This is a genomic window from Mesorhizobium sp. P2_B11 (genome assembly GCF_056404855.1).
The window spans coordinates 1-23,637 of sequence record NZ_JBFUDF010000012.1 but is presented as its reverse complement, the minus strand read 5'-3'; the positions used below and the strand labels follow the sequence as shown (position 1 = coordinate 23,637).

Annotated in this window: 22 protein-coding genes; 11 read left to right on the top strand and 11 right to left on the bottom strand. The window is 63.9% G+C overall.

Features of this window, described 5'->3' with window-relative positions; translation table 11 throughout:
• The first annotated feature begins 190 nt into the window (after positions 1-190).
• The 3 genes from AC1DYJ_RS29375 to AC1DYJ_RS29365 are packed head-to-tail and all read left to right on the top strand — an operon-like array spanning position 191 to position 3,620.
• Positions 191-796, top strand: coding sequence for a TRAP transporter small permease subunit (locus AC1DYJ_RS29375; protein ID WP_477283107.1), 606 nt, complete (start codon positions 191-193; stop codon positions 794-796).
• Positions 793-2,571 carry a TRAP transporter large permease gene (locus tag AC1DYJ_RS29370; RefSeq protein WP_477283109.1) on the top strand — a complete coding sequence of 593 codons (1,779 nt, stop codon included), beginning with the start codon at positions 793-795 and terminating at the stop codon, positions 2,569-2,571. Before AC1DYJ_RS29375 ends, AC1DYJ_RS29370 begins: the two co-directional genes overlap by 4 nt.
• 20 nt (positions 2,572-2,591) lie before the next feature.
• Complete coding sequence (locus AC1DYJ_RS29365; protein WP_477283111.1) at positions 2,592-3,620, top strand: zinc-dependent alcohol dehydrogenase family protein; 1,029 nt, start codon at positions 2,592-2,594, stop codon at positions 3,618-3,620.
• A gap of 80 nt (positions 3,621-3,700) precedes the next feature.
• On the opposite strand, the gene AC1DYJ_RS29360 is transcribed toward AC1DYJ_RS29365, so the two are convergent.
• A complete protein-coding gene (locus AC1DYJ_RS29360) occupies positions 3,701-4,810 on the bottom strand; it encodes a TRAP transporter substrate-binding protein (protein WP_477283113.1) in 1,110 nt (369 codons plus the stop codon).
• 295 nt (positions 4,811-5,105) lie between these two features.
• Between AC1DYJ_RS29360 and AC1DYJ_RS29355 the strand changes: the two genes are divergently transcribed.
• On the top strand, positions 5,106-5,879 hold the full coding sequence (locus AC1DYJ_RS29355; RefSeq protein WP_477283115.1) for a gamma-glutamyl-gamma-aminobutyrate hydrolase family protein: 774 nt from the start codon (positions 5,106-5,108) through the stop codon (positions 5,877-5,879).
• Positions 5,880-5,888: 9 nt separating this feature from the next.
• On the opposite strand, the gene AC1DYJ_RS29350 is transcribed toward AC1DYJ_RS29355, so the two are convergent.
• From AC1DYJ_RS29350 to AC1DYJ_RS29330, 5 genes are all read right to left on the bottom strand, one after another.
• Positions 5,889-6,296: a hypothetical protein gene (locus AC1DYJ_RS29350; RefSeq protein ID WP_477283117.1), complete on the bottom strand. Its 408-nt coding sequence runs from the start codon at positions 6,294-6,296 to the stop codon at positions 5,889-5,891.
• Between the two features lie 91 nt (positions 6,297-6,387).
• Positions 6,388-7,371: a 2-hydroxyacid dehydrogenase gene (locus AC1DYJ_RS29345; RefSeq protein WP_477283119.1), complete on the bottom strand. Its 984-nt coding sequence runs from the start codon at positions 7,369-7,371 to the stop codon at positions 6,388-6,390.
• Positions 7,368-8,390, bottom strand: a complete 1,023-nt coding sequence (locus AC1DYJ_RS29340) for a LacI family DNA-binding transcriptional regulator (protein WP_477283339.1) — start codon at positions 8,388-8,390, stop codon at positions 7,368-7,370. The genes AC1DYJ_RS29345 and AC1DYJ_RS29340 overlap by 4 nt, the downstream gene beginning before the upstream one ends.
• 66 nt (positions 8,391-8,456) lie before the next feature.
• A complete protein-coding gene (locus AC1DYJ_RS29335) occupies positions 8,457-9,341 on the bottom strand; it encodes a DMT family transporter (RefSeq protein WP_477283341.1) in 885 nt (294 codons plus the stop codon).
• Positions 9,342-9,527: 186 nt separating this feature from the next.
• Complete coding sequence (locus tag AC1DYJ_RS29330; RefSeq protein WP_477283121.1) at positions 9,528-9,935, bottom strand: DUF2000 family protein; 408 nt, start codon at positions 9,933-9,935, stop codon at positions 9,528-9,530.
• 46 nt (positions 9,936-9,981) lie between these two features.
• Here AC1DYJ_RS29330 and AC1DYJ_RS29325 point away from each other — a divergent pair, with 46 nt between their 5' ends.
• Positions 9,982-10,845: an AraC family transcriptional regulator gene (locus AC1DYJ_RS29325; RefSeq protein ID WP_477283123.1), complete on the top strand. Its 864-nt coding sequence runs from the start codon at positions 9,982-9,984 to the stop codon at positions 10,843-10,845.
• A 15-nt stretch (positions 10,846-10,860) separates the two neighbouring features.
• On the opposite strand, the gene AC1DYJ_RS29320 is transcribed toward AC1DYJ_RS29325, so the two are convergent.
• On the bottom strand, positions 10,861-11,331 hold the full coding sequence (locus tag AC1DYJ_RS29320; protein WP_023671361.1) for a MarR family winged helix-turn-helix transcriptional regulator: 471 nt from the start codon (positions 11,329-11,331) through the stop codon (positions 10,861-10,863).
• 434 nt (positions 11,332-11,765) lie between these two features.
• Between AC1DYJ_RS29320 and AC1DYJ_RS29315 the strand changes: the two genes are divergently transcribed.
• Positions 11,766-12,830, top strand: coding sequence for a CobW family GTP-binding protein (locus tag AC1DYJ_RS29315; protein WP_477283125.1), 1,065 nt, complete (start codon positions 11,766-11,768; stop codon positions 12,828-12,830).
• A gap of 250 nt (positions 12,831-13,080) precedes the next feature.
• Positions 13,081-14,055, top strand: coding sequence for a WD40 repeat domain-containing protein (locus AC1DYJ_RS29310; protein WP_477283127.1), 975 nt, complete (start codon positions 13,081-13,083; stop codon positions 14,053-14,055).
• Between the two features lie 2 nt (positions 14,056-14,057).
• Here AC1DYJ_RS29310 and AC1DYJ_RS29305 read toward each other — a convergent pair whose 3' ends face one another.
• Entirely contained in the window at positions 14,058-14,510 is a 453-nt protein-coding gene (locus tag AC1DYJ_RS29305; RefSeq protein WP_477283129.1) for a hypothetical protein, read from the bottom strand.
• 156 nt (positions 14,511-14,666) lie between these two features.
• On the opposite strand from AC1DYJ_RS29305, the gene AC1DYJ_RS29300 reads away from it, so the two are divergent.
• The 4 genes from AC1DYJ_RS29300 (at position 14,667) to AC1DYJ_RS29285 (ending at position 20,259) form a co-directional block, all read left to right on the top strand.
• Positions 14,667-16,049, top strand: a complete 1,383-nt coding sequence (locus AC1DYJ_RS29300) for an aspartate aminotransferase family protein (protein WP_477283131.1) — start codon at positions 14,667-14,669, stop codon at positions 16,047-16,049.
• A gap of 35 nt (positions 16,050-16,084) precedes the next feature.
• Entirely contained in the window at positions 16,085-17,470 is a 1,386-nt protein-coding gene (locus AC1DYJ_RS29295; protein ID WP_477283133.1) for a glutamine synthetase family protein, read from the top strand.
• An 87-nt stretch (positions 17,471-17,557) separates the two neighbouring features.
• On the top strand, positions 17,558-18,793 hold the full coding sequence (locus tag AC1DYJ_RS29290; RefSeq protein ID WP_477283135.1) for a putative DNA modification/repair radical SAM protein: 1,236 nt from the start codon (positions 17,558-17,560) through the stop codon (positions 18,791-18,793).
• Between the two features lie 2 nt (positions 18,794-18,795).
• Positions 18,796-20,259, top strand: coding sequence for a UdgX family uracil-DNA binding protein (locus AC1DYJ_RS29285; protein ID WP_477283137.1), 1,464 nt, complete (start codon positions 18,796-18,798; stop codon positions 20,257-20,259).
• Between the two features lie 218 nt (positions 20,260-20,477).
• Here the strand turns inward: AC1DYJ_RS29285 and AC1DYJ_RS29280 are convergent, their stop codons facing one another.
• From AC1DYJ_RS29280 to AC1DYJ_RS29270, 3 genes are all read right to left on the bottom strand, one after another.
• Entirely contained in the window at positions 20,478-21,752 is a 1,275-nt protein-coding gene (locus tag AC1DYJ_RS29280) for a glycerate kinase type-2 family protein (RefSeq protein ID WP_477283139.1), read from the bottom strand.
• Complete coding sequence (locus AC1DYJ_RS29275) at positions 21,749-22,252, bottom strand: heme-degrading domain-containing protein (protein ID WP_477283141.1); 504 nt, start codon at positions 22,250-22,252, stop codon at positions 21,749-21,751. Before AC1DYJ_RS29275 ends, AC1DYJ_RS29280 begins: the two co-directional genes overlap by 4 nt.
• A 244-nt stretch (positions 22,253-22,496) precedes the next feature.
• A complete protein-coding gene (locus AC1DYJ_RS29270) occupies positions 22,497-23,435 on the bottom strand; it encodes an IS110 family RNA-guided transposase (protein WP_477283143.1) in 939 nt (312 codons plus the stop codon).
• Positions 23,436-23,637 lie beyond the last annotated feature (202 nt).

Genomic DNA, 23,637 nt, shown 5'->3' with positions numbered 1-23,637 from the left:
TCCGGCATCAGACTTTGGTTGCATGACGCAGCCGCCGGGCGGCGCTTTTGTCCCCGCCTCTCGTCACAACGGCGTTGATCGCGCCTATGCCATGTTGACCCGCCGAACCACGCGCGGCATACCGTTGGGCCACAGCGGCGCGACGGAAAATAAGGGGAGCCGGCGCGCCTTCGACACCAGGGAGGAATGCATGGCAGGGCTGCTCGCTCTATCCAGGACGATTGACCGTATGAACGAGTTCATCGGCAGATGGATATCGTGGCTGATCCTGGTGGCAATCCTGGTCAGCGCCGGCAATGCCATCATCCGCAAAATCTTCGACATCTCGTCGAACGCCTGGCTGGAACTGCAGTGGTACCTGTTCGGCGCCGCCTTCATGCTGGCCGCCGCCTACACGCTGAAGCAGAACGACCACATCCGCATCGATATCGTCTACGGCATGTTCTCGCGCCGCGTGCAGCACTGGATCGACCTGCTCGGCCACCTGTTCTTCCTGATGCCGTTCGTGACGCTGATGGTGATCTATTTCGTACCCTACGTGTCGCTGTCGTACCGTAGCGGCGAAATGTCGAACAATTCCGGTGGCCTGATCATCTGGCCGGCCAAGGCGATCCTGCTCGTCGGCTTCTTCCTGCTGGCGCTGCAAGGCGTCTCCGAGATCATCAAGAAGATCGCCATCATGCGCGGCGACATGGATGATCCAAATCCCTTCATATCGGCGCATGAGCAGGCCGAGCTCGATGCGAAAAACCTCGCCGAAGAAGCCAAGGCGCTCGCCCAGGAGACGCGCCCATGATCGAGTTCATCGCCCAGAACATGGCGCCGATCATGTTCGCCTCGTTGATCATCTTCCTGCTGATCGGCTATCCCGTCGCTTTCTCGCTTGCCGCGAACGGCCTGATGTTCTTCTTCATCGGCGTCGTTTTGTCGCCCTATTCGGGCGGCTCGATCAACCTGGCCTGGCCGCTGCTGCACGCTTTGCCCGACAATTTCTACGGCAGCCGGGTGATGTCGAACGACACGCTCCTGGCGATCCCGTTCTTCACCTTCATGGGCATCGTGCTTGAGCGATCAGGCATGGCCGAGGACCTGCTCGACACGATCGGCCAGCTGTTCGGGCCGATCCGGGGCGGTCTCGCCTATGCCGTGATCTTCGTCGGCGCGCTGCTGGCTGCCACCACCGGCGTGGTGGCAGCGTCGGTCATCGCCATGGGGCTGATCTCGCTGCCGATCATGCTGCGCTATGGCTATGACCGCCGGCTGGCGGCCGGTGTCATCGCCGCCTCGGGCACGCTGGCGCAGATCATCCCGCCTTCGCTGGTGCTGATCGTGCTGGCCGATCAGCTCGGCCGCTCGGTCGGTGACATGTATGCCGGCGCGCTGATCCCTGGCCTGGTCCTGACCGGCCTCTATGCGCTCTATATCCTGATTACGTCGATCGTCCGGCCGAAATGGGTGCCGGCGCTGCCGCTGGAGGCGCGCACGCTGGGCCACGGCGTCCTGTCGCTTGTGGCGGCGCTGCTGGTGACAGTCGCGGTTTCCTATGCGGCCTATCGCTATCTCGCACCGGCGCATGGCGACAATGCCGACATTCTCGGCGCCACTGTCGGCGTACTGTTCATCTACATCGTGGCGATTGCCGACAAGCGCCTGAACATCAACATGATGTCCAGGCTGGCGCAGCAGGTGATCATCGTTTTGATCCCGCCGCTGGCGCTGATCTTCCTGGTGCTGGGCACCATCTTCCTCGGCATCGCCACGCCGACCGAAGGCGGCGCCATGGGTTCCGTCGGCGCCTTGATCATGGCGGCGGCCAAGGGACGGCTGTCGCTCGACGTGATCAAGCAGGCGCTGACCTCGACGACGCGGCTGTCGTCTTTCGTGCTGTTCATCCTGATCGGCGCGCGGGTGTTCTCGCTCACCTTCTACGGCGTTAACGGCCACATCTGGGTCGAGCATCTGCTGACGTCGCTGCCGGGCGGCGAGGTCGGCTTCCTGATCGGCGTCAACATCCTGGTCTTCGTGCTCGCCTTCTTCCTCGATTTCTTCGAGCTCGCCTTCATCATCGTGCCGCTGCTGGCGCCGGCCGCCGACAAGCTCGGCATCGACCTGATCTGGTTCGGCGTGCTGCTTGGCGTCAACATGCAGACCTCCTTCATGCATCCGCCCTTCGGCTTTGCGCTGTTCTACCTGCGTTCGGTTGCCGCCCGCGTGCCCTATCTCGACCGCCTCACCGGCAAGCAGATCGCGCCGGTCACCACCGGCCAGATCTATTGGGGCGCGGTGCCCTTCGTCTGCATCCAGGTGATCATGATCGGGCTGACCATCGCCTTCCCGCAGATGGTGATGCACTACAAGGGCGCGGCCGTCGATCCGGGTACGATCGAGATCAAACTGCCGGACATGCCAGGCCTTGCGCCACTCGGCACGCCACCGCCTGCCGATGGCGGCGCATCTCCCGCGGCGCCACCCTCGAACGATCTGTCGCAGCCGCCGAACTTCGGCGAGACGCCGCCGGCCAGTCCAGCACCGCCGGCGACGGATCTGTCCAAGCCGCCGAGCTTCAACTGATGCCGCATGGGGATAAAGCGATGAGAGCCGTGCGGCTGGAAGCGGTGGGCAGCATCGCGCTGCGGGAAGTCGACAAGCCCGTCGCGGGACCGCAGGACGTTCTGGTGCGCGTCGAAGCCTGCGGCGTTTGCGGCACCGACCGTCACCTCCTCCACGGCGAATTCCCTTCGAGCCCGCCGGTGACGCTTGGTCACGAATTCTGCGGCATCGTCGAGGCCGTCGGAGAAGCGGTTTCCGGCATAGCCGTCGGTAACCGCGTCACCGGCGATCCCAACATCTCATGCGGGCGCTGCAGCCATTGCCGGGCCGGCCGCGTCAATTTGTGCAGCAATCTCAGGGCCATTGGCATCCATCGTGACGGCGGCTTCGCCGACTATGTCGTGATGCCGCAGAGCCAGGCCTTCCTTCTGCCTGCGAACCTCAAACCCACGCATGGCGCCTTCTGCGAGCCGCTGGCGTGCTGCCTGCATGCTGTCGATCTCGCCGGCATCAGGCCCGGCGCTTCGGTGGTGGTGCTCGGCGGCGGCGTCATCGGTCTGCTCACCGTGCAATTGGCCAGGCTCGCGGGAGCCGCGACAATCATCCTGTCGACGCGGCAAGCCTCCCGCCGGGCGCTCGCCGAAGAGCTCGGCGCAACGGCGACGATCGACCCGAGTACCGTTGACCCGATCGAGGCGATCGCCGGACCAGCCGGGCTTGTGCCCGGCGGGGTCGATGTGGTGCTCGAATGCGCCGGCGTCCCCGATACCGTCGAACAGTCGATGCGACTGGCGAAGGCGGGCGGCACGGTGGTGATTGTCGGCGTGATGCCGCAAGGCGTAAAGGTGCCCTTCGAACCGTTCGACCTCTTGTTTCGCGAACTGAAGCTTCTCGGCTCGTTCATCAACCCCTTCACCCACAGGCGGGCCGCGGACCTTGTTGCGTCCGGCGCTATCGAGATCGACAAGCTCATCTCAAGACAGGTCGGCCTGGAGGAAGCCCCCTCGGTGATCGCCAATCCGGCTGCCCCCGGCGAGGTCAAGGTGCTGGTGGTGCCGGGCAGGGGTTGAGCCGCGCGGCCTGACACAAGCCGGGCGAAGAAAAACCCCGGGCGAGCCGCCCGGGGTTTCTTTGAACGCGGCCAGTGCGCCTACAGCTTGCCGTTGCGCTGCTGGACCATCATGAAGGTGTCGTAATTATACTCGGCCACCTGCGCCCAGAGATAGTGCTCCTTGCGGAAGCCCTTGATCGAGTCCCAGATCTTCTTGAACTGGGCGTTGCTGGCTTCCATTTCGGCGTAGACTTCGTTGGCCTTCTCGAAACAGGCGGCCATGATGTCCTGGCTGAACGGGCGCAATTTCGCGCCGCCGGCCACCAGCCGCTTCACTGCCGCAGGATTGAGATAGTCGTATTTCTGCAGCATGTTGGCGTCCGCCGCCTGCGCGGCGGTGTGCACCAGCGATTTGTAGGCCGGCGAAAGCTCTTCATATTTCGCCTTGTTGAACATCAGATGGACGGTCGGGCCGCCTTCCCACCAGCCGGGATAGTAGTAGTAGGGCGCGACCTTGTAGAAGCCGAGCTTCTCGTCGTCATAGGGGCCGACCCATTCGGCGGCGTCGATGGTGCCTTTTTCCAGCGCCGGATAGATGTCGCCACCGGCGATCTGCTGCGGCACGACGCCGAGCTTCGAGACAACTTTGCCGGCAAAGCCGCCAATGCGCATCTTGAGGCCGGACAGGTCGGCGACGGTGTTGATCTCCTTGCGGAACCAGCCGCCCATCTGCACGCCGGTGTTGCCGCCGGGCAGGCCGAAAAGACCTTGCGTGGCGAGAAACTCGTTGAACAGGTCGATGCCGCCGCCATGGTAATGCCAGGCGTTCATGCCGCGTGCATTGAGCGAGAACGGCACCGCCGCACCCAGCGCCCATGTCGGGTCCTTGCCCCAGTAATAGTATGACACCGTGTGGCAGGCCTCGACGGTACCGGCAGTGGTGGCGTCGGCGGCCTGCAGGCCTGGCACCAGTTCGCCGGAGGCAAAGACCTGGACCTGGAAATTGCCGTCGGTCGCCTCCGACAGCATCTTGGAGAAGACCTCCGCGCCGCCATAGATCGTATCGAGCGATTTCGGGAAGGACGATGCCAGCCGCCACGTCACTTTCGGATTGGATTGGGCGATTGCCGGTGCGGCAAGCGTGGCGGCCGCCGCCGCGGCGCCCACGCCGGTGACCCCGGCCTTGCGGATGAATGAACGACGATCCATGCAGTTCCTCCCTATTGGACCAACAAACCGATATCAGGGACATCTCCTCACGCCCGGTATCGGTTTGCCCGAAACAATACACGGGCAAGGGGTCGAGTCCAGCATGGCAGCGGATTTGACGGCGGCGCGGGCGACAAATCCGCAGGCTTGGCGCCCGGTCTGCAACTATAGTCTAACGTTTATCGCGTGGCCCATGCGAGGCGGTGAAACTTGCCATGGAAAAGCGCCTTCGGATCGCCTATTTTGCAGGCACAATAGCTTATTCGCTTCGCGTCAAAGGGAATCCGGACCCAAAATGCACCAACCGCTCGTCGCCATATCGACCGACGTCCGTCAGTTCGACAACTACACCTGGCATGCCGCCCCGCAGCAATATATCGAGGCGGCGCTTTCGGGCGCGGGCGTGTTTCCGCTGCTGGTGCCGTCCTTCGGCGACCGGCTCGATTTCGACGAATTGCTGTCGTCGGTCGACGGCGTCATGGTCACCGGCTCGAAGTCCAATGTGCATCCCTCGCTCTATGGCGGCGATGCCAGCGAGGCCAACGGCCCCTACGATCCGGCGCGCGATTCCACCACGCTGCCGCTGATCCGCAAGGCGATCGAGCGCGGCGTGCCGCTGCTTGCCATCTGCCGCGGCATCCAGGAGCTGAACGTGGCGCTGGGCGGTACGCTGGGCACCGAGATCCAGGAGCGCGAAGGCACGCTCGACCACCGCGCCCCGGTGAGCGACAACCAGGATGAACGTTTCGCCATTCACCAGACCATTTCGATCAAGCCCGGCAGCTGCCTGGCCGGCGTGTTCGGCGCCGGCGACATCAAGGTCAATTCGCTGCATCGCCAGGCCATCGACCGGCTCGGCTCGAAATTGCAGGTCGAGGCGGTTGCCGGCGACGGCACGGTCGAAGCGGTGTCGGTGAAGGACGCCCGCGCCTTTGCGGTGGGCGTGCAGTGGCACCCCGAATACTGGGTCAAGTCGGACAGCAACTCGGCCAAGATTTTCCGCGCTTTTGGCGATGCGGTGCGCCTGCATGCGGCGGCGAAAGCCGGCGCGCGGGCAGCAGCCGAGTAGTCGCGCGGTTCAGTTGCTGGATTGATCTGGACTGGCGGTCGTCGCCAGCGACAGCAATGGCGTGGCCGGCGCGTAGGATTCGTAACCGTCGCCATCGGCAACCGAGAAGGTGACGATCGGGTCGATGCCGTCGGCGCTGAAAGCCACCGTGCCGTCCTGCTCCTCGCGCCAGAACTTCGCCCGCTCGATGCCGGGCAGCAACCGGCGGCAATTCGGCGCCACCGTCAACAGCGACAGGCCATCGTTAATCGCGGCGCCGCGGGTAACCGCACAGTCGCCTTCGTCGCCATTGGCGACCAGCCTGAAGCTGGTGGACGGCGTGACCTCATCGGCAGCGCTTTGGCCAGCGCCACCGTGAAACAGCTGAACGCCGACGAACAGCGCTGCGGCGGCGATCAATACGGAAAGTGTCTTCATTCTGGTACTCATCCACGCATACGCCCCGGATGAATAATCATTTCAAAGGGTTAAGCTGACGTTAATAAATGTGGCGGTCGCCCCCCCGGCGTTAACCGGTCGCCTTCACATTGACAGTCTCCGGCACCGGCGTCAGCGGCCGGCGCTCGCTGAACCAGGACACCAGATTGTCGACGCACAGATCCGCCATGGCGCGGCGCGTGTGGTGCGAGGCCGACCCGACATGCGGCAACAACGAGGTGTTGGGCGCTTCGAGCAAGGCCTTGGGCACATTCGGTTCGTCGGCAAAGACATCGAGCCCGGCAGCCGCGATGGTGCCGTTGGCAAGCGCTGCCGCGAGCGCCGGCTCATCGACCGTACTGCCGCGGCCGATGTTGACGAACACGCCATTGGCGCCAAGCGCAGCCAGGACTTCGGCATTGACCGCCTTTTCGGTGGAAGCGCCGCCAGGCACCACGGAAATCAGCGTATCGACCGCTTCGGCAAGGCCCTTCAGCGTCGGGTGGTACTGGTAGGCGAGGCCTTCGACCTTGCGCCGGTTGTGGTAGGCGACCGGCAGCCCGAACGCCTCCAGCCGGCGTGCAATGGCCAGGCCGATGCGGCCCATGCCGAAAATGCCGACATGGCGGCCACGCAAGGTCAGCCGGCTCAGCGGATAGTTGCCCTTCTTCACCCAACTGCCGTCGCGMAGCCATTTCTCGGCCGTGTACAATTCGCGCACGGTGTTGAGCAACAGGCCGATCGTTGTGTCGGCAACCTCTTCGGTCAGCACATCGGGGGTGTTGGTGACCATGATGTTTTTCTTGGCCGCATGGACGGCATCGACGGAATCATAGCCGACGCCGAAAGACGCGATCAATTCGAGATTGGGCAAGGCATCCATCAATGCCGCGTTAACGCCGGCGAAGGACGCAATTGCGCGCACGTCACGGCGCATTTCGTCGGTGACCAGCGCTGGGTCTGCGCGTTCGATCTTGACCCTTCTAAAGGTGCGGTCGATGCGTTCGACCGCATGGTCGTTGAAATGCCCCGGCACCAGAACGGCGACGGAGTGCAACTGGTCAGGCTTGGTCATGCACGCTCCACCGGCTTGCCGGTCGACTGGCGCACATGCAGTTCCGGCTTGATCAGTTCTTGTGACGGCCGTACCGCCTGTCCATTCAACTTGTCGAGAAGCGCGCTGGCGGCACGCCGGCCGACCTCGCGCTGGCCATTCCAGACCGTGGTGAGCGCCGGTGTTGCGATGGCCGCCTCCTCGAGATCGTCATAGCCGGTGACCGAGATGTCGGCGCCCGGCACCAGGCCGGCGCGGGCAATGCCGTTCATCAGCCCTATGGCGACGAGATCATTCCAGCAGCAGGCGGCGGTTGGCTTGTCTTTCAGCGCCAAAAACTGTCCAGCCGCCTCGAACCCGCCCTGCTTGGTACGCGGCCCGGCAATGCGCCAGGACGGCCTGACCTCAAGCCCGGCGGCCTCCATGGCGTTGAGATAGCCCTGGTAGCGGTCGCGCCCGGTCGAGGTCTGGTCGGTGCCGCCGATCATGGCGATGCGCTTGTGGCCGAGGGAGATCAGATGATTGGTGGCAAGTGCGGTGCCATAGGCATCGTCGCCGCGAAACACCGGCACGTCGGCGCCCTCGACGGTGCGCGCGATCAGCACCGCCGGCAGGCCGTTTTCCTCGGCCATGACGATATCGGAAGCCGGCGTGCCGATGGCCGGCGACATGATGACGCCGTCGGCGCCGAGCTGCAGCAGCGTGTCGATGAAGGTGCGCTGCTTTTCCAGCTGGTCGTAATGGTTGGAGAGGATGAAGGTCTGCCGGCTGCGGTCGAGCTCGCTCTCGATCGAGCGCAGGATCTCGGCGAAGAACGGGTTCATGATGTCGTGGACGACGACGCCGACAATGCCCGAGCGCGAGGTGCGCAGCGAGGCGGCGCGGCGGTTGTAGATATAGCCGATGGCGCGGGCGTGTTCCTTGATGCGGTCGCGCGTGGAGCCGGCGACCAGCGGGCTGTCGCGCAGCGCCAGCGAGACCGTGGCCGTGGACACGCCGAGCGCATCCGCGATCGTCGAAAGCTTGATCTTCTGTGCCAGCCCTTCGCCCCCCCCGAGTTTTTAAATTTTTTAAATGCGGCGTTATGCCATCGGATTCGGAGCAAATCAAAGTTTTTTCGCCAGCGCCTCCGCCTCGACGTCGACAGTGGTGCGATTGCGCAGGCGCAGACGGTGCTCGCGATGGATGATGTAGAGGCCGCTGGCGACGATGATGGCAGCACCGACCAGCGTCCAGCGATCGGGGAACTGGTGGAAGATGATCCAGCCGGACAGGATCATCCAGACCATCTGCGAATAGGGGTACGGCGCCAGCGCCGTGGTGGTCGCCAGCCGGTAGGCCTGCACCAGCAGCCAGTGGCCGCCGGCGCCGAACACGCCGAGCATCACCAGGATCAACCAGTGCCAGCCATCCTGCGGCAGCCCATGCGAGAACGGCAGCATGGGCAACAGCAGTACGGCCGGCGCCAACGCCGAAAACAGGATCAGGCTTTCCGAGCTTTCGCTGGCCGACATGCGTCGCGTCATGATGACGTAAAAGGAGTTCGACAGCATCGAGCCGAGCGCGAAGAGATGGCCGACGCCGAACACGCCGACGCCCGGCCTTGTGATGACCAGCACGCCGACAAAACCCGTCAGGATCGCCAGCCAGCGCCGCCAGCCCGCCCATTCGCCAAGCAGCGGGCCGGCAAGCGCGGTGATCACCATCGGGCCGAAGAAGTAGATCGACGTGGTCTCGGCCAGCTGCAGGGTCTTGAGCGCCATGACGTTGCACATGGTCGAGCCGAACAGCAGCCCGCCGCGCAGGATGTGGGCGGGCAGATTGTTGGCGCGGAAGCGCGACGGCTCCCGCCAGCCACGCAGAAAGACGCCGACAAGCAGGACATGGACGGTGAAGCGGGCCCAGGCGACGATCAGCGCCGAGACGCCGGCCAGCACCAGATACTTGCTCGACGTGTCGAGGAAGGTGAAAAACACATAGGTGGACAGCATGAACAGCATCGCCGCCGGCGGCGTTGCGCTTTCGTCTGATTTTGCGGGAACGTTCACTGTCAGGCCGGGCAGGGAGGATAGAAGCCTACCTTTGCGGCAATCGCCTGCGCCCGGCAAGCCAAAAGCGACTGGCACAACAGGCGCGGGGGCACAGGCTCAGCGCAGTGCACCGCAACTGCCTGCGAATTAGGCATGCATACGGGCACCCTTGGTGATCTTGTCGACCAACTTCTTGTCGGCGCGCAGCGCGATGCCCACCACCTTGGCGTCCTCCGGCGCGAACTCGGCAAAGACAGCGCGGTTGGCCGTATCGAAGCCGGTGGCAAACATCTCCTCGACATAGGCTGACGTCATCACACCGCGCTTCAGTGCCCGGCGATGGATCGCATTGAGCGTCGGCCCATCCGCCGACAGCACGATGACCGGCTGGATCGACAGCGGATTGAAGACATTGCCGGCGCGGTCGCGATAGGGTTCGCCGATGATGTCGGGGAATTGCGCGACGATGCCGCTGGTCAGGAACGCGGTGACGTTGAGGTTCTGCCAGACGGCGAGATCGTCCCTCAGCACGATTGCAAATTTTGTATCGAACACCAAAATGAGGACTCCGGGAGTTGGCCCGCAAGGGGCAGGATAGACGATGGTGCAGGATCTAAACGGTGAGGCGGCACAAGGTCTTGAACGTTCGTGCGCGGATGAGGACCGGATCGTCTCGGCGCCCGGCAGCACCGGCATCGAGCGCATCGAGGCGCATTTCCATGGCAACGCCTTCGACCTGCACCGCCACGATACGCTAGCCGTCGGCGTGACGCTTTCCGGCGTCCAGCGCTTCCACTATCGCGGCACTGTCAACCGCAGCCTGCCCGGCCAGGTGATCGTGCTGCATCCCGACGAAGTGCACGATGGCGGCGCCGGCACCGAGGACGGCTTGCGCTACCGGATCCTCTATCTGGAGCCGTCGCTGCTGCTTGATTGCCTCGACGGCGCGCCGCTGCCTTTCGTCAGAGATGCGGTGGTGAGCGATGCTGCCTTGCGCGGCACGTTGCTGTCGGCCCTGGCGCCGCTCGACGAAGGACTGGACGAGCTGTTCGTCGCGGATTTCGTGGCCGAGCTGGCGCAGCATCTCAGGCGTCATGCCGGACAGTCGGCAAAGCCGATGGGAAAGACGGCCTGGCGCGCGGCGGCGCTGGCGCGAGACTATCTCGAGGAGAATGCCGAGCGGGCCGTCCGTTCCGATGAACTGGAGGCGATCACCGGGCTCGACCGCTATGCGCTGTCACGGCATTTCCGCGCGACCTATGCCACCAGCCCGCATCGTTTCCTGCTGATGCGCCGGCTGCAAAAGGCAAGGCGATTGATCGAGGCTGGGGAGCCGCTGGCCGAAATCGCTGTTGGCGCCGGCTTCAGCGACCAGAGCCATTTCAACAGACATTTCAAGAAAGCATTCGGGCTGACGCCCGGCCGCTGGTCGGCGCTGGTGCGCGGGCCTTCGGTGGCGGCCTAGCTCAAAACGTGCCGATCAGTCGTCGATGTCGCCATCGTCGTCGACGAGCACCAGCTCCTCGTTCGACAGATTGGCTTCGATGCGGGCGAGCAGCTTGAACAGCGTCTTCTGTTCTTTCTTGTCGAGGCCCTTCAACGCCTGCTTCTCGGTCTTCTTCACCGATTTCTCGATGGCGTGGATGATTTCGCGGCCGGTGTCGGTGAGGAAGATATGCGCCTGGCGGGCATCCGCCGAAGAGGCGCGCTTTTCCAGAAAACCCTGCGCCTGCAGCCGGTTGATGGTCTTGGTGATGGTCGGCGGGCGCACGCCGAGGCGGCCGGCGAGGTTGCCCGGCGTCTGGCCGTCCTCGCGGTCGAGCGTCAGCATGATCTGGTCCTGGCCGGCATAGAAGCCATGCGCCAGAAGCCGCGCCGCCAGCGCGGTCCTTGCCAGCCTTGCCGCCGAATGCAGCCGGCTCATCGTTGCAGTCTTGTCCGCCTTGGCCATGGTGATCCCTCTTCGGCCGTACCGGTGCGTGCAGCATAGACGCAGCCGGCCGGTTGGCAATCGACGATCAAAAAGATTCCGGCTTTCGAAACAGCTTTGCCGGCAAGCATTTGTGGTGCCCACCGTGGTGATGCCAGATGTTTATTTCAGTTAGATGACAAACGAGTTTCCGCCAAGGCGATTGCAGTGGGTTTGAGACGGCACGGCCTTGCAGAGGTCAACGAAGAGGCGTTTCAGGCGACGCGCTGGACGGACGGCATCCCTCGCACACGGCCTGTTGGGGGATGCTTCGGTCCACCCTCCCGCACCCTCACCCCCTGGGTCAAACGCCCAGGCGGTTTGCCCCGTGCAAAAACCCGGAACACATCCTATATCAGGCCAACAATCCCTTTTTGCGGCCCGGAATTTAGCGGCCCAGCCATTCGAGGCAAGACATGAGCGATGCACAGACCACGCAGATCCCCGTGACCGTTCTCACCGGCTATCTCGGTGCCGGCAAGACGACGCTGCTCAACCGCATCCTGTCGGAAAACCACGGCAAGCGTTATGCCGTCATCGTCAATGAATTCGGCGAGATCGGCATCGACAACGAGCTGATCGTGGAATCCGACGAGGAAATCTACGAAATGAACAATGGCTGCGTCTGCTGCACGGTGCGCGGCGACCTGATCCGCGTCGTCGAAGGCCTGATGCGCCGCCCAGGCCGCTTCGATGCCATCGTCGTCGAAACCACGGGTCTGGCCGACCCGGTTCCGGTGGCGCAGACCTTCTTCATGGACGATGACGTGCGCTCCAAGACCAAGCTCGACGCTGTCGTGGCGCTCGTCGACGCCAAGCATCTGCCGCTCAGGCTCAAGGATTCAAGGGAAGCCGAGGACCAGATCGCCTTCGCCGACGTTGTGGTGCTGAACAAGACCGATCTGGTGACACCTGAAGAACTGGCCAAGGTCGAAGCGACTATCCGCGCCATCAACCCGGCGGCCAGGATCCACCGCACCACGCGCGCCGGTGTGGCGCTGTCCGAAGTGCTCGACCGCGGCGCCTTCGACCTGTCGCGTGCGCTGGAGAACGATCCGCATTTCCTCGAAGCGCACGACCATGACCACGATCACGACCACCATGATCATGATCACCAACATCACGATCATGACGGGCACGACCATCATCACCACGATCATGCGCACCCTTCCGACATTCATGACGTGACGGTGCAGTCGGTGTCGCTGCGCGGCGGCGAGATGGACCCGAAGAAATTCTTCCCCTGGATCGAGAAGATCACCCAGATGGAAGGGCCCAACATCCTGCGGCTGAAAGGCATCATCGCGCTCAAGGGCGACGACGAGCGCTATGTTATCCAGGGCGTGCACATGATCATCGAAGGCGACCACCAGCGCCCCTGGAAAGACGGCGAGAAACATGAGAGCCGGCTGGTGTTCATCGGCCGCGAATTGGACGCCGAGCGACTGAAGAAGAGCTTTGACGCCTGCCAGGCGGCTTGATTTCCGAGCCCTACAACGCTAGCGCTGCCGCTTCTGTCCTTCTCCCCTTGTGGGAGAAGGTGGCCGAGCGAAGCTCGGTCGGATGAGGGGTGTTCCAGCTTGGCATCGACGGCGATCCGTCCAACACCCCTCATCCGTCTCGGCGCTGCGCGCCGATCCACCTTCTCCCACAAGGGGAGAAGGTTGGCGCCACACCTAGCCGCGCTGGCGACTTCCCGGGATGGCAACAAACTTCACTGGAACGGTTCTGATGCCCACAGTTGCCCCCCTTGACCTCGATGGCCATTGCGTCGCCGCCGTCTTCCTCGACAACGTGCCGCATTTTGCGCTGGCTGACGGCGCCGTCCATCGGCTCGACAATGGCCACAAGACAATTCAGGCTAATGACGGGCTGCTCTCCACCTTTCACGATGCGGCCAATGACCGGCTGATCACCGGCGGCGAGGACGGCAAGGTGTTTGCCGTTACCGCCGGCGGCACTGTCGGGGAACTGGCGAGCGCCGGCAAAAAGTGGATCACCGGCGTCGCCGCCGGGCCGCAGGGCGCCATCGCCTATGCCACGGGCAAGGCCGCCTTCGTGCGCTTTGCCGACGGCAAGACCAAAGAATTCACCCATCCGCGTTCGGTCGAGGGGCTGGCCTTCTCGCCCAAGGGCATGCGCTTCGGCGTCGCCCGCTACAATGGCGCGACGCTGCATTTCCCGGCCGCCGAGGGTAAGCCGGTGGAGCTGGAGTGGGCCGGCGCCCACACCGGCATTACCTTTTCGCCCGATGGCGCCTTTCTGGTCACCACCATGCAGGAAAACGCGCTGCACGGCTGGAAGCTCGCCGACGGCAAACACATGCGCATGACCGGCTATCCCGGCAAGGTCAAAAGCCTGTCATGGAGCGTGAAGGGCAAGTGGCTGGCGAGTTCCGGCGCGCCGGCGGCGATCGTCTGGCCGTTTTCTGGTAAGGACGGCCCGATGGGCAAGGCTCCGCTGGAGCTCGGCACGCGCGGCAACGCCATGGTGACAACAGTCGCCTGCCACCCGAGCCAGGACGTGGCGGCGATCGGCTATGATGACGGCATGGTCATGGCTGTGCGTTTTGCCGATGCCAGGGAAGTGCTGCTGCGCCGGCAAGGCAAGGGCGCCATCACCGCGATGATGTGGGACAAGGAAGAACGCCGCATCGCCTTCGGCAGCGCGGCCGGCGATTGCGGCGTCATCGACATCTCAGCCTAAGCTTATTCGGCTCCGCAGGACACTTTGCCGGTGACTTCAACCGGCTTGCCGTCCTGTTCCTTGTCCGCCGCGGCATCATAGATGGAGAGCGTATAGTTCCCGTCATAGACGCCTTCGTCCGTGGTCTTGGTCATGATCGTCAGTTCTACCGTGTTGAATTTTTGCGCGACCTCGTGCTCGCCATAGATGTTCAGCCGCAATTCCTTGCCGTCGAGCCAGTACTGGGTCAGGGCGGAATCCTCGAAGACGGTCTTGCGCAGGCTGTCGCCTTCCGGCCGGCTGAGAATTTCGAGATCTCCACGAAAGTTGAAGGTCGGCCCGCCCATGCCCCGGGTGACACCGGCTTCGACCTCGAATTTTACCGCCTTGTCCTCGGCGGAACACCAGATGCCACCCGACGCGAAGGCCGCGCCGGCCGACAATAGCAACATCGCCGTACAGATGATCGCTCGCATTATCTCCCCCCAAACGACAAGCCAGTCGCATTGGCGCTGGCCTTTGCCGCCAGGTCAAGCGCCAAGCTGGCATCGCTGAACCAATGCAGGGCAGCCTGGCGGCCAATTGCGGTTTGAGATGGCGATTGGCTAGAGTGCCGGCCGAGAGGGATTTTCATGCATTCAACCGACCATTCAGGCCTGTCGATCGGCGGCATCAGCCGTGACCGCGTCGCTGCATTGCGGACAAGCGAGGCAGAAATCTTCCGCAAGGCGCGGCCGAAATCGGCGGCCAAGGTGGGCAACGGTCTGCCCGGCTTCTTCGGCGGCGTGCCGATGCACTGGATGAACGACTGGCCGACGCCGTTTCCGATCCTGGTCGACAGCGCCAGGGGCGCCACCATAACTGACATAGACGGCAACAAGCTCGACGATTTCTGCCTCGGCGACACCGGCTCGATGTTCGGCCATTCGCCGCCGCCGGTGGCGCGCGCCATCCGCCGCCAGGCCGGGCGCGGTCTGACCTACATGCTGCCTTCGGAGGATGCGCTGGCCATCGGGCCGCTGCTGCAGAACCGTTTCGGACTGCCGTTCTGGCAGATCGCCATCACCGCCACCGACGCCAACCGCTTCGCGCTGCGCATTGCCCGTGCCGTCACGGGGCGCGAAAAGATCCTGGTGTTCAACGGCTGCTATCACGGCTCGGTCGACGAAACGATGGTGCGGCTGGTCGACGGCAAGGCCGTCAACCGGCCGGGGCTGGCGGGCGAATTCCGCGACCTGACCAGGACGGCTAAGATCATCGAATTCAATGATATTCCGGCGCTGGAGGCGGCGTTGAAAGACAAAGACGTCGCCTGTGTCATCACCGAGCCGGTGCTGACCAACTCCTGCATGGTACTGCCCGATCGCGGTTTTCACGATGCGCTGCGCAGGCTGACGCGTGCAGCCGGCACGCTGCTTCTGATCGACGAGACCCACACCATCTCGACCGGGCCCGGCGGTTACACCAAAAAGTTCGGTCTGCAGCCCGACCTGTTCGTGCTCGGCAAGCCGATTGCCGGCGGGGTGCCGGCGAGCGTGTGGGGGATGAGCGACGAGGTCGCCAGCCGCTACGCCGACTACAAAAGAAGCAAGCAACCGGGCTATTCCGGCATGGGCACGACGCTGTCGGCCAATCCGCTGCAGTTCGCGGCCATGCGCGCGACGCTGGAAGAAGTGATGACCAGTGAGAATTATGACCGGATGGACCGCCTGGCCTTGCGACTCGACGCCGGCCTCACCGGGGTCATCGATCGCTACAATCTGCCTTGGCATGTCGCCCGCGTCGGCGCCCGTGTCGAGTTCATCTGCGCGCCCGACCCGCTCAAAAACGGCGCCGAGGCGGAAGCAGCGCATGCGCCGGAGCTTGAAGCGGCGGTCCACGTCGCACTGGTCAACCAGGGCGTGCTGATCGCGCCCTTCCACAACATGATGCTGATCTCGCCCGCCACCACCGGCGCCCAGGTCAACCGGCTGATCACCGCCTTCGCCACGGTTGCGGCAAGGCTGACGGCATGAGACAAGCGGCTAAGCAAACCTTGAGTACGGCAATCATGACTTCACCTTCGGGCTCGACGCCCGCCGAGGCGCAAGCCTTTCTCGACGCCCATCCCGAAATCGAAGCCTTCGATATCGTGCTGACCGACGCCAATGGCGTCGGCCGCGGCAAGATCGTGCGCCGGCATGAGCTGAAAAGCATCTATGAGGGCGGCCGCCACATGCCGATCTCGATCCTCGGCCTCGACATCACCGGCGAGGATGTGCACGAGACCGGGCTGATCTGGACGACCGGCGACGGCGACCTCAGGGCCTGGCCGATCCCCGGCACACTGGTGCCGCTCTACGGCACCAGCCCGCCGCGCGGCCAGCTGCTGATGACGATGTACCATCTGGACGGACAGCCAATGTCGTCGGACCCGCGGCTGGCGCTTGCCCGGCAGGTCGACATATTGGCCGCCAAGGGCCTCTATCCCGCGGGCGCCTTCGAACTCGAATTCTTCCTGCTCGCCAATGAGCGCGACGCCGACGGCAAGGTGAAGCCGGCGGACGCCGTTCTCGACGGTCGCCGCTCGGCCAAGACCGAGGTCTATTCGGTCGACCACCTGCACGGCATGGAGCCGCTGTTTTCCGACATCTATGCCGCGGCCAAGGCGCAAGGCATACCGGCCGAGACGGTCATATCCGAATATGCGCCCGGCCAGTACGAGCTGACTTTGAACTACCGCAAGGACGTGATGCGGGCGGCCGACGACCTCGTCATGCTGAAGCGGCTGGTGCGTGCGCAGGCGCGCCGTCATGGCGTCACCGCCTGCTTCATGGCCAAGCCGATCGAGAAATATGCCGGCTCGGGCATGCATTTCCACGTGTCGCTCCAGGACAAGGCCGGCCGCAACGTCTTTGCCGAAGCCGGCGGCGAGAGCTGGTCGCTGCCGCTGCTGCAAGGACTTGGCGGGCTGATCCAGACCATGGCCGAATCGATGCTGGTGTTTGCGCCGCACGCCAATTCCTGGCGGCGCTTCGTCTCGCAATCCTATGCGCCGGTAGCGCCGACCTGGGGCGTCAACAACCGTTCGGTGGCGCTGCGGGTGCCGGCGGGCGACGCCAAGAACCGGCGCATCGAGCACCGTCCCTCGGGCGTCGATGCCAATCCCTATCTGATCGCGGCAACGGTGCTGGCCGGCATCGTCAAAGGTCTGGACGAAGGCCTCGACCCCGGTCCGGAGACGACCGGCAATGGCTATGAAGCAGCCGTGACGCGCACGACCATGCCGGTCGACTGGCGCGCCGCCATCGAGGCGGCGCGGGCGTCGAGCTTCCTGAAAGAGGCGCTGGGCGAGGATCTGCACCGCACCTTCGTGGCGATCAAGCAGTCGGAGTATCTGCGCGTCGCCCGCACGGTGAGCGAGCTGGATTACCACCTCTATCTGCACGAGGTCTGACGGCCTGGCGATCAGGCGGCGATCACTTTTTCGCCGCCTGCATCAAATGAGGTAGCGTCCGAGCCACGTAGAACATATCATGAACGGATGAGCGCACTCACCGTCCGCGAAAAGCTGGCCATCCTGTCCGACGCCGCAAAATACGATGCCTCCTGCGCTTCGTCCGGCTCGGCAAAGAAGGATTCGCTGAAATCCGGCGGCATCGGCTCCACCGAAGGCATGGGCATCTGCCATTCCTACGCGCCGGACGGCCGCTGCATCTCGCTGCTGAAAATCCTGCTCACCAATTTCTGCATCTATGATTGCAGCTATTGCATCAACCGCTCGTCGTCCAACGTGCGGCGCGCCCGCTTCAGCATCGACGAGGTGGTGAAGCTGACCATGGATTTCTACCGGCGCAACTACATCGAGGGCCTGTTCCTGTCCTCCGGCGTCATCCGCTCGCCCGACGAGACCATGGCCGAGATGGTGGAAGTGGCGCGGCGGCTGCGGCTGGAGGAGAAGTTTTCCGGCTATATCCATCTGAAGACCATTCCGGAGAGCTCGGCCGAACTGGTCGAGCAGGCCGGGCTCTATGCCGACCGTCTGTCGATCAATGTCGAGCTTCCCACAGATGAGGGCGTCAAAAAACTGGCGCCGGAGAAGAAGCCGGAGACGATCCGCCTGTCCATGGCCAGGCTGCGCAGCAAGATGGAGGAAAAGGCCGAGCCGACGCTGCGGACCAAGAAGCGCGAACGTTTTGCGCCGGGCGGGCAATCGACGCAGATGATCGTCGGCGCCGACAAGACATCCGACGACGGCATACTGCACACCAGCGCCCGGCTCTACGGCAGCTATCATCTGCGGCGGGTCTACTATTCGGCGTTTAGCCCAATCCCGGATTCATCGTCATCGCTCCCCTCGCAGAAGCCGCCGCTGATGCGCGAACACCGGCTGTACCAGGCCGACTGGCTGATGCGCTTCTATGGCTTTTCGCAGCCGGAAATCCTCGCCGGCAGCGGTGACGGCATGCTCGATCTCGCCATCGACCCGAAGCTTGCCTGGGCTTTGCGCAACCGGGGGCGGTTTCCGGTCGACATCAACCGCGCCGACCGCGAGGCGCTGCTGCGTGTGCCCGGCCTCGGCACCAAGGTGATAGCAAAAATCCTGGAGACGCGCCGCCACCGGCGGCTGCGGCTCGAAGATCTCGGACGCATCTGCCAGTCGATCGCCAAGCTGCGGCCGTTCATCATAGCCGAAGGCTGGTCACCGGGCAGGCTCACCGACAAGACCGGCCTGCGCGACACGATCGTGCGCTCCTGCGAACAACTGTCGCTGTTTTGATCATGCAGTCGGTTCAGTTCAACCTTGCCAGATACAGCGTGCGGCTAGCCAGCCAGACCGATTTCGCCGGTTGGCGCGACGCGGCACGGCGATTGGCGCTGAACGAGGTGCGGCCCGACGATATCGCTTGGGGCGTGGAAGCGGGTGCCGAACAAGTCGATTTGCCTTCCGTGCCAGATGGCGCGCAACTCGTCGTGCCGCGCGAGTTTATTGCGCATGCCGAAACCGCCTTTTGCCACTCCGATCCCGGCCGGTTCGGCTTTCTCTACCGGATGCTGTGGCGCCTGCGCACCGAGCCGAAGCTGCTGGCGATCGCAACGGATCCCGACACCAGACGGCTCGAAGCCATGGAAAAGGCGGTGCGGCGCGACAGCCACAAGATGCATGCCTTCGTCCGCTTCCGGAAAATCGGCGAGGGCAGTGACGAGCGCTATGTCGCCTGGTTCGAGCCGGAGCATTTCATTGTCGAGCGCAATGCGGATTTCTTCGTCCGGCGTTTTACGGGCATGCGCTGGACGATCCTGACGCCCTACGCCTTGGCCGACTGGGATGGTGAAAGGCTGGCGATCGGCCCAGGTGCGGCAAAAGGCGATGCGCCCACTGAAGACGATACCGAGGCGCTGTGGCTCACCTATTTCGAAAACATCTTCAACCCGGCGCGGCTGAAGGTGAAGGCGATGCAAAAGGAGATGCCGAAGAAATATTGGCGGAACCTTCCCGAGGCCTCGCTCATTCCAGATCTGATCGCAGGCGCGGACGAGGCCGCCAGGGACATGATTGCCAGAATGCCGACGACACCGGCGCCGCACCACGCCAAGGTGCAGGCGCGGCATTGGCCGAAGGTTGAGCCGGCCGACGCGCCAGAGGATGGCGACGCCAGCACGATTTCCGAACTACGCGACGCCGCGAAAGGCTGCCGCCGCTGCCCGCTCTGGCGCGATGCGACGCAGACCGTGTTTGGTGAAGGACCCGATACTGCCAGGGTGGTCTTCGTCGGCGAACAGCCTGGCGATCAGGAGGATCTTGCCGGCAAACCTTTTGTCGGCCCGGCGGGAAAGGTGTTCGACGCGATCCTCGACGACGCGGGCGTTGATCGCCAGAAAGTCTACGTCACCAATGCGGTCAAACACTTCAAGTTCGAACCGCGCGGCAAGCGCCGCATCCATTCCAAGCCGAATGCCGGGGAGGTTCAGGCCTGCCGCTGGTGGATCGGCCGGGAACTGGAGCTGATCAAGCCGGACTTAGCCGTGGCGCTTGGTGCAACGGCGGCCTTGTCTTTGCTGGGCAAGGCGATCCCCGTGACAAAGATGCGCGGCCAGGTGATCGAGCGCGAGGATGGGCTGCGCGTGTTCATCACCATCCACCCGTCCTTCATCCTGCGCATTCAGGAGCCTGCGCAGAAGGAAGCGGAGCGCGAGCGGTTCCTGAGGGATATGCGAGAGGTGAAGCGGTTGATGGTGGCGTGATCAGGCCATCGGTCAGCGCCGCCCCTCATTGTCCTGCCGGACATTTCTCCCCGTATAGTGACGGGGAGAAAAAGGCTGTCGCTGATGGTTTCGCAAACCGCCAGCGTTGCAGGATAGGCGCCGGCGTGCGGCCAGCCTTCTTCTCCCCGTCACTATACGGGGAGAAGGTGCCGGCAGGCGGATGAGGGGCAGCGCAAACCTCAGCAGCAAGAGCGCGCCTAGCGAATCAATATCGCCCTCAGATCATTCACATTCGTGCCGGTCGGCCCCGGTACAAACAGCTCGCCCACTGCATTGAACGCCGTCCAGGCATTGTTGCCGGCCAGCATCGCCTTGGCGTCGACGCCGGCGGCGCGCAGGCGCGAGACGGTCGAGCCGTCGGCGAAGGCGCCGGCATTGTCTTCCGAACCGTCAATGCCGTCTGTGTCGGCAGCCAGCGCATGGATGTTGTCCGCGCCGCTGATGCCGATGGCGAAGGCGAGCAGGAATTCGGAGTTGCGGCCGCCCTTGCCCCTTCTTCCATCAATAGGGGCCCGCAAGGTGACCGTGGTTTCACCGCCCGACAGGATCAGCACCGGCTTCGAAAATGGCCGGTTGCGCGTCGCCACTTCGCGCGCGATCGCAGCATGCACGCCGCCGACTTCACGCGCCTCGCCTTCGATGGAATCGGAGAGGATGACGGCTTCGATCCCTTGGCGTTTTGCCTCCGCGGCGGCGGCTTCCAGCGATACGCCGGCCGACGCGATCAGATGCACTTCATTGCCGGCAAAGCGCGCATCGTCGGGACTAGGCGCATCGGCGGCCGGCGAATTGATGTGCGCCATGACGGCGTCCGGCAATTTCATGCCATAGGCCGCAATCGAGGCCAGCGCATCGGCACGGCTGCCGGTGTCGGGCACGGTCGGGCCGGAAGCGACCAGCGCCGGGTTGTCGCCGGGAATGTCCGACACGACCAGCGACACGACCTTGGCCGGATACGCAGCCGCCGCCAGCCTGCCGCCCTTGATGGTCGAGACATGCTTGCGGATGGTGTTCATGGCGGCGATCGGCGCGCCTGAGGCAAGCAGCGCTTCGTTGACGGCGATCTCGTCGGCCAGCGTCAGGCCGGCGGCGGGAGATGGCAGCAGCGCCGAGCCGCCACCCGATATCAGCGCCACGACCAGATCGTCAGCCGTCAGCCCCTGCACCTTCCCCAGCAGGCGTCGCGAGGCTTCGAGGCCGGCGGCATCCGGCACCGGATGTGCCGCCTCGATGATCTCGATGCGCTCGCATTTGGCGCCATAGCCGTAGCGGGTGACGACCAGCCCTTCGATCGGCCGGTCCCAGACCTTCTCGAAGGCGGCGGCCATCTGCGCCGAGCCTTTACCGGCGCCGATGACAATGGTGCGGCCTTTCGGCTTGGCCGGCAGATGATCCCGGATCGTCCGCTCCGGATCGGCGGCGGCAACGGCGGCATTGAAGATCGAAATGAGGAAAGCCTTGGGGTCGGTCATTTTGTTTCCGGCGGCAGAGCCAGTTTACGTGCGTCGAGGCCCAGATGTGCGCAGATCGCCTCGACGACGACGCCGTGGTCTTCGCGCTCCGGCAGGCCGGAGACCGTGATCGCGCCGATGACGCCGGCGCCCTTGACGTTTATCGGAAAGCCACCGCCGGCCAGCACATAGTCGACAATGTCCAGCCCTTCGCCGATCTTGAAAGTGCGGTCCGGGCGCTGCTGCTCCAGCACCAGGCGATAGGTGCTTTTGAGATAACGCTTCACCACATTGATCTTGCGCCGCGCCCAGTCGGGGTTGGAGGCGTTGGAGCCCGGCATTGCGGCATAGAACAGCGGCCGATCCCACAGCCTGATGTCGACGATGATGGGCAGCTTTTCCGCCAGCGCCCGCTCACGGATCGCCGCGCCGACCTTGAAGGCGACAGCCTCGTCGAAGGCCGGGAAGACCAGCGTCTCTTCCTGTTTCTGGATCAGAGCGATGTCGTCCGCAGCGGCCATTTTCTTTCTCCGAAATCGTCAGAAGTCGTGTGTACGACAAGGGCTGCCGGGTCAAGACACTGTCTTGCAGCGCCAGGGTCGACCCCCACTCCGTCGAGCTTCGCTCGACACCTTGCCGGGGCGAGCCACGGGTCTCGCCCGTCCTTCGGACCCCCCGATCGACGGGGGAGAGGAAGGGCGCGAGGTCGCCAACCTTGGCTCCCTTCCTCTCCCTCCGGAGGGGGGAGAGCGACTATCTGGGGTGTCAAGTTGCATTTGCGAACTGGCTTCTCGCGTCGCGTGCTTTTGCATTGAGAATGACGAGAAGTTTTCGGGCGAGTGCGATGCGGATGAGCATTTTGGGCTTTCCCGCCTGTTGCAACCGTTGAGCGAAAGCTTTGAGATGGGGATCGAATTTGGCCACGATGGCAGCGACGATGAAGAGGATGCCACGCGGCCCGGCGCGTCCGCCGCGCACATGCCTGTTGCCGGCGCGCCTGCCGCTGTCATTGGCGATGGGAGCAAGGCCAGCCAGCTTGGCGATGGCCTTGTTGGAGATGAGGCCTATCTCGGGCAGTTCGGCCATCAAGCGTGCGACGGTGCGGCCGGCCACGCCCTTGAGCGAGCGAAAGGCTTGCTCCAGCCTGGCCCACAGCGGATCATCGTCGATCATGGAGGCAATCTCACCTTCCAGGCGCCGCTGCTCGCGCTTGAGGAAGGCCAGCATGGCCTCGATGCTGGCGCATGCCTCGGCATCGCGTGCGGCACTTCTGCGCTGCTTGTTGATGGTGGCATCGCCGACAACCTGGCAAAGCCGTCCAACCAGCGCAGCCAGGCGCAGCTGGGTAGTGCTGGGCGGTGGCGTCGGGACCGTCTTCTTGACTGCGCTGTAGTGGGCGATGACAGCAGCGTCGATCTGGTCGGTCTTCTCCAGATAGCCCATCGCCTCGGCGAAGCGGCGCACGCTTCTGGCATTGACCACGCCGCACGGCATGCCGTGCGACCACAAAAGCATGAAGCCCAGCCGTTCATAGCCGCCCGACGCCTCCATCACCGCAAGAGCTGCGCCATGACTGCGGCAGAACAGCCAAAGAGCTGCGATCCCCGTCGCATCGTTGGCGAAGCGCTCTGCTGCCCCGCCCGGCCAGACATGTGCGTCCAGCCAATCCTTGGAAACATCAACTCCACAAATGATCCTGTTCACGGTAACCTGCCTTGTGCGTACGGTTGGAACCAAGCGACTGTTCGGTCGTGCGTGACGACGGCGAAGATCCCAAGCTCTCCCGCGGCTGTAACCTCAGGTGGTACGGGCGACTTCGCCAAGCCAAGGTCCGGGCGGCCGCCCGGACCTTGGCTCAATCGCTTCAATCCCACGAAATCTCTCTCGTGTAGATACAAGGTGGCGC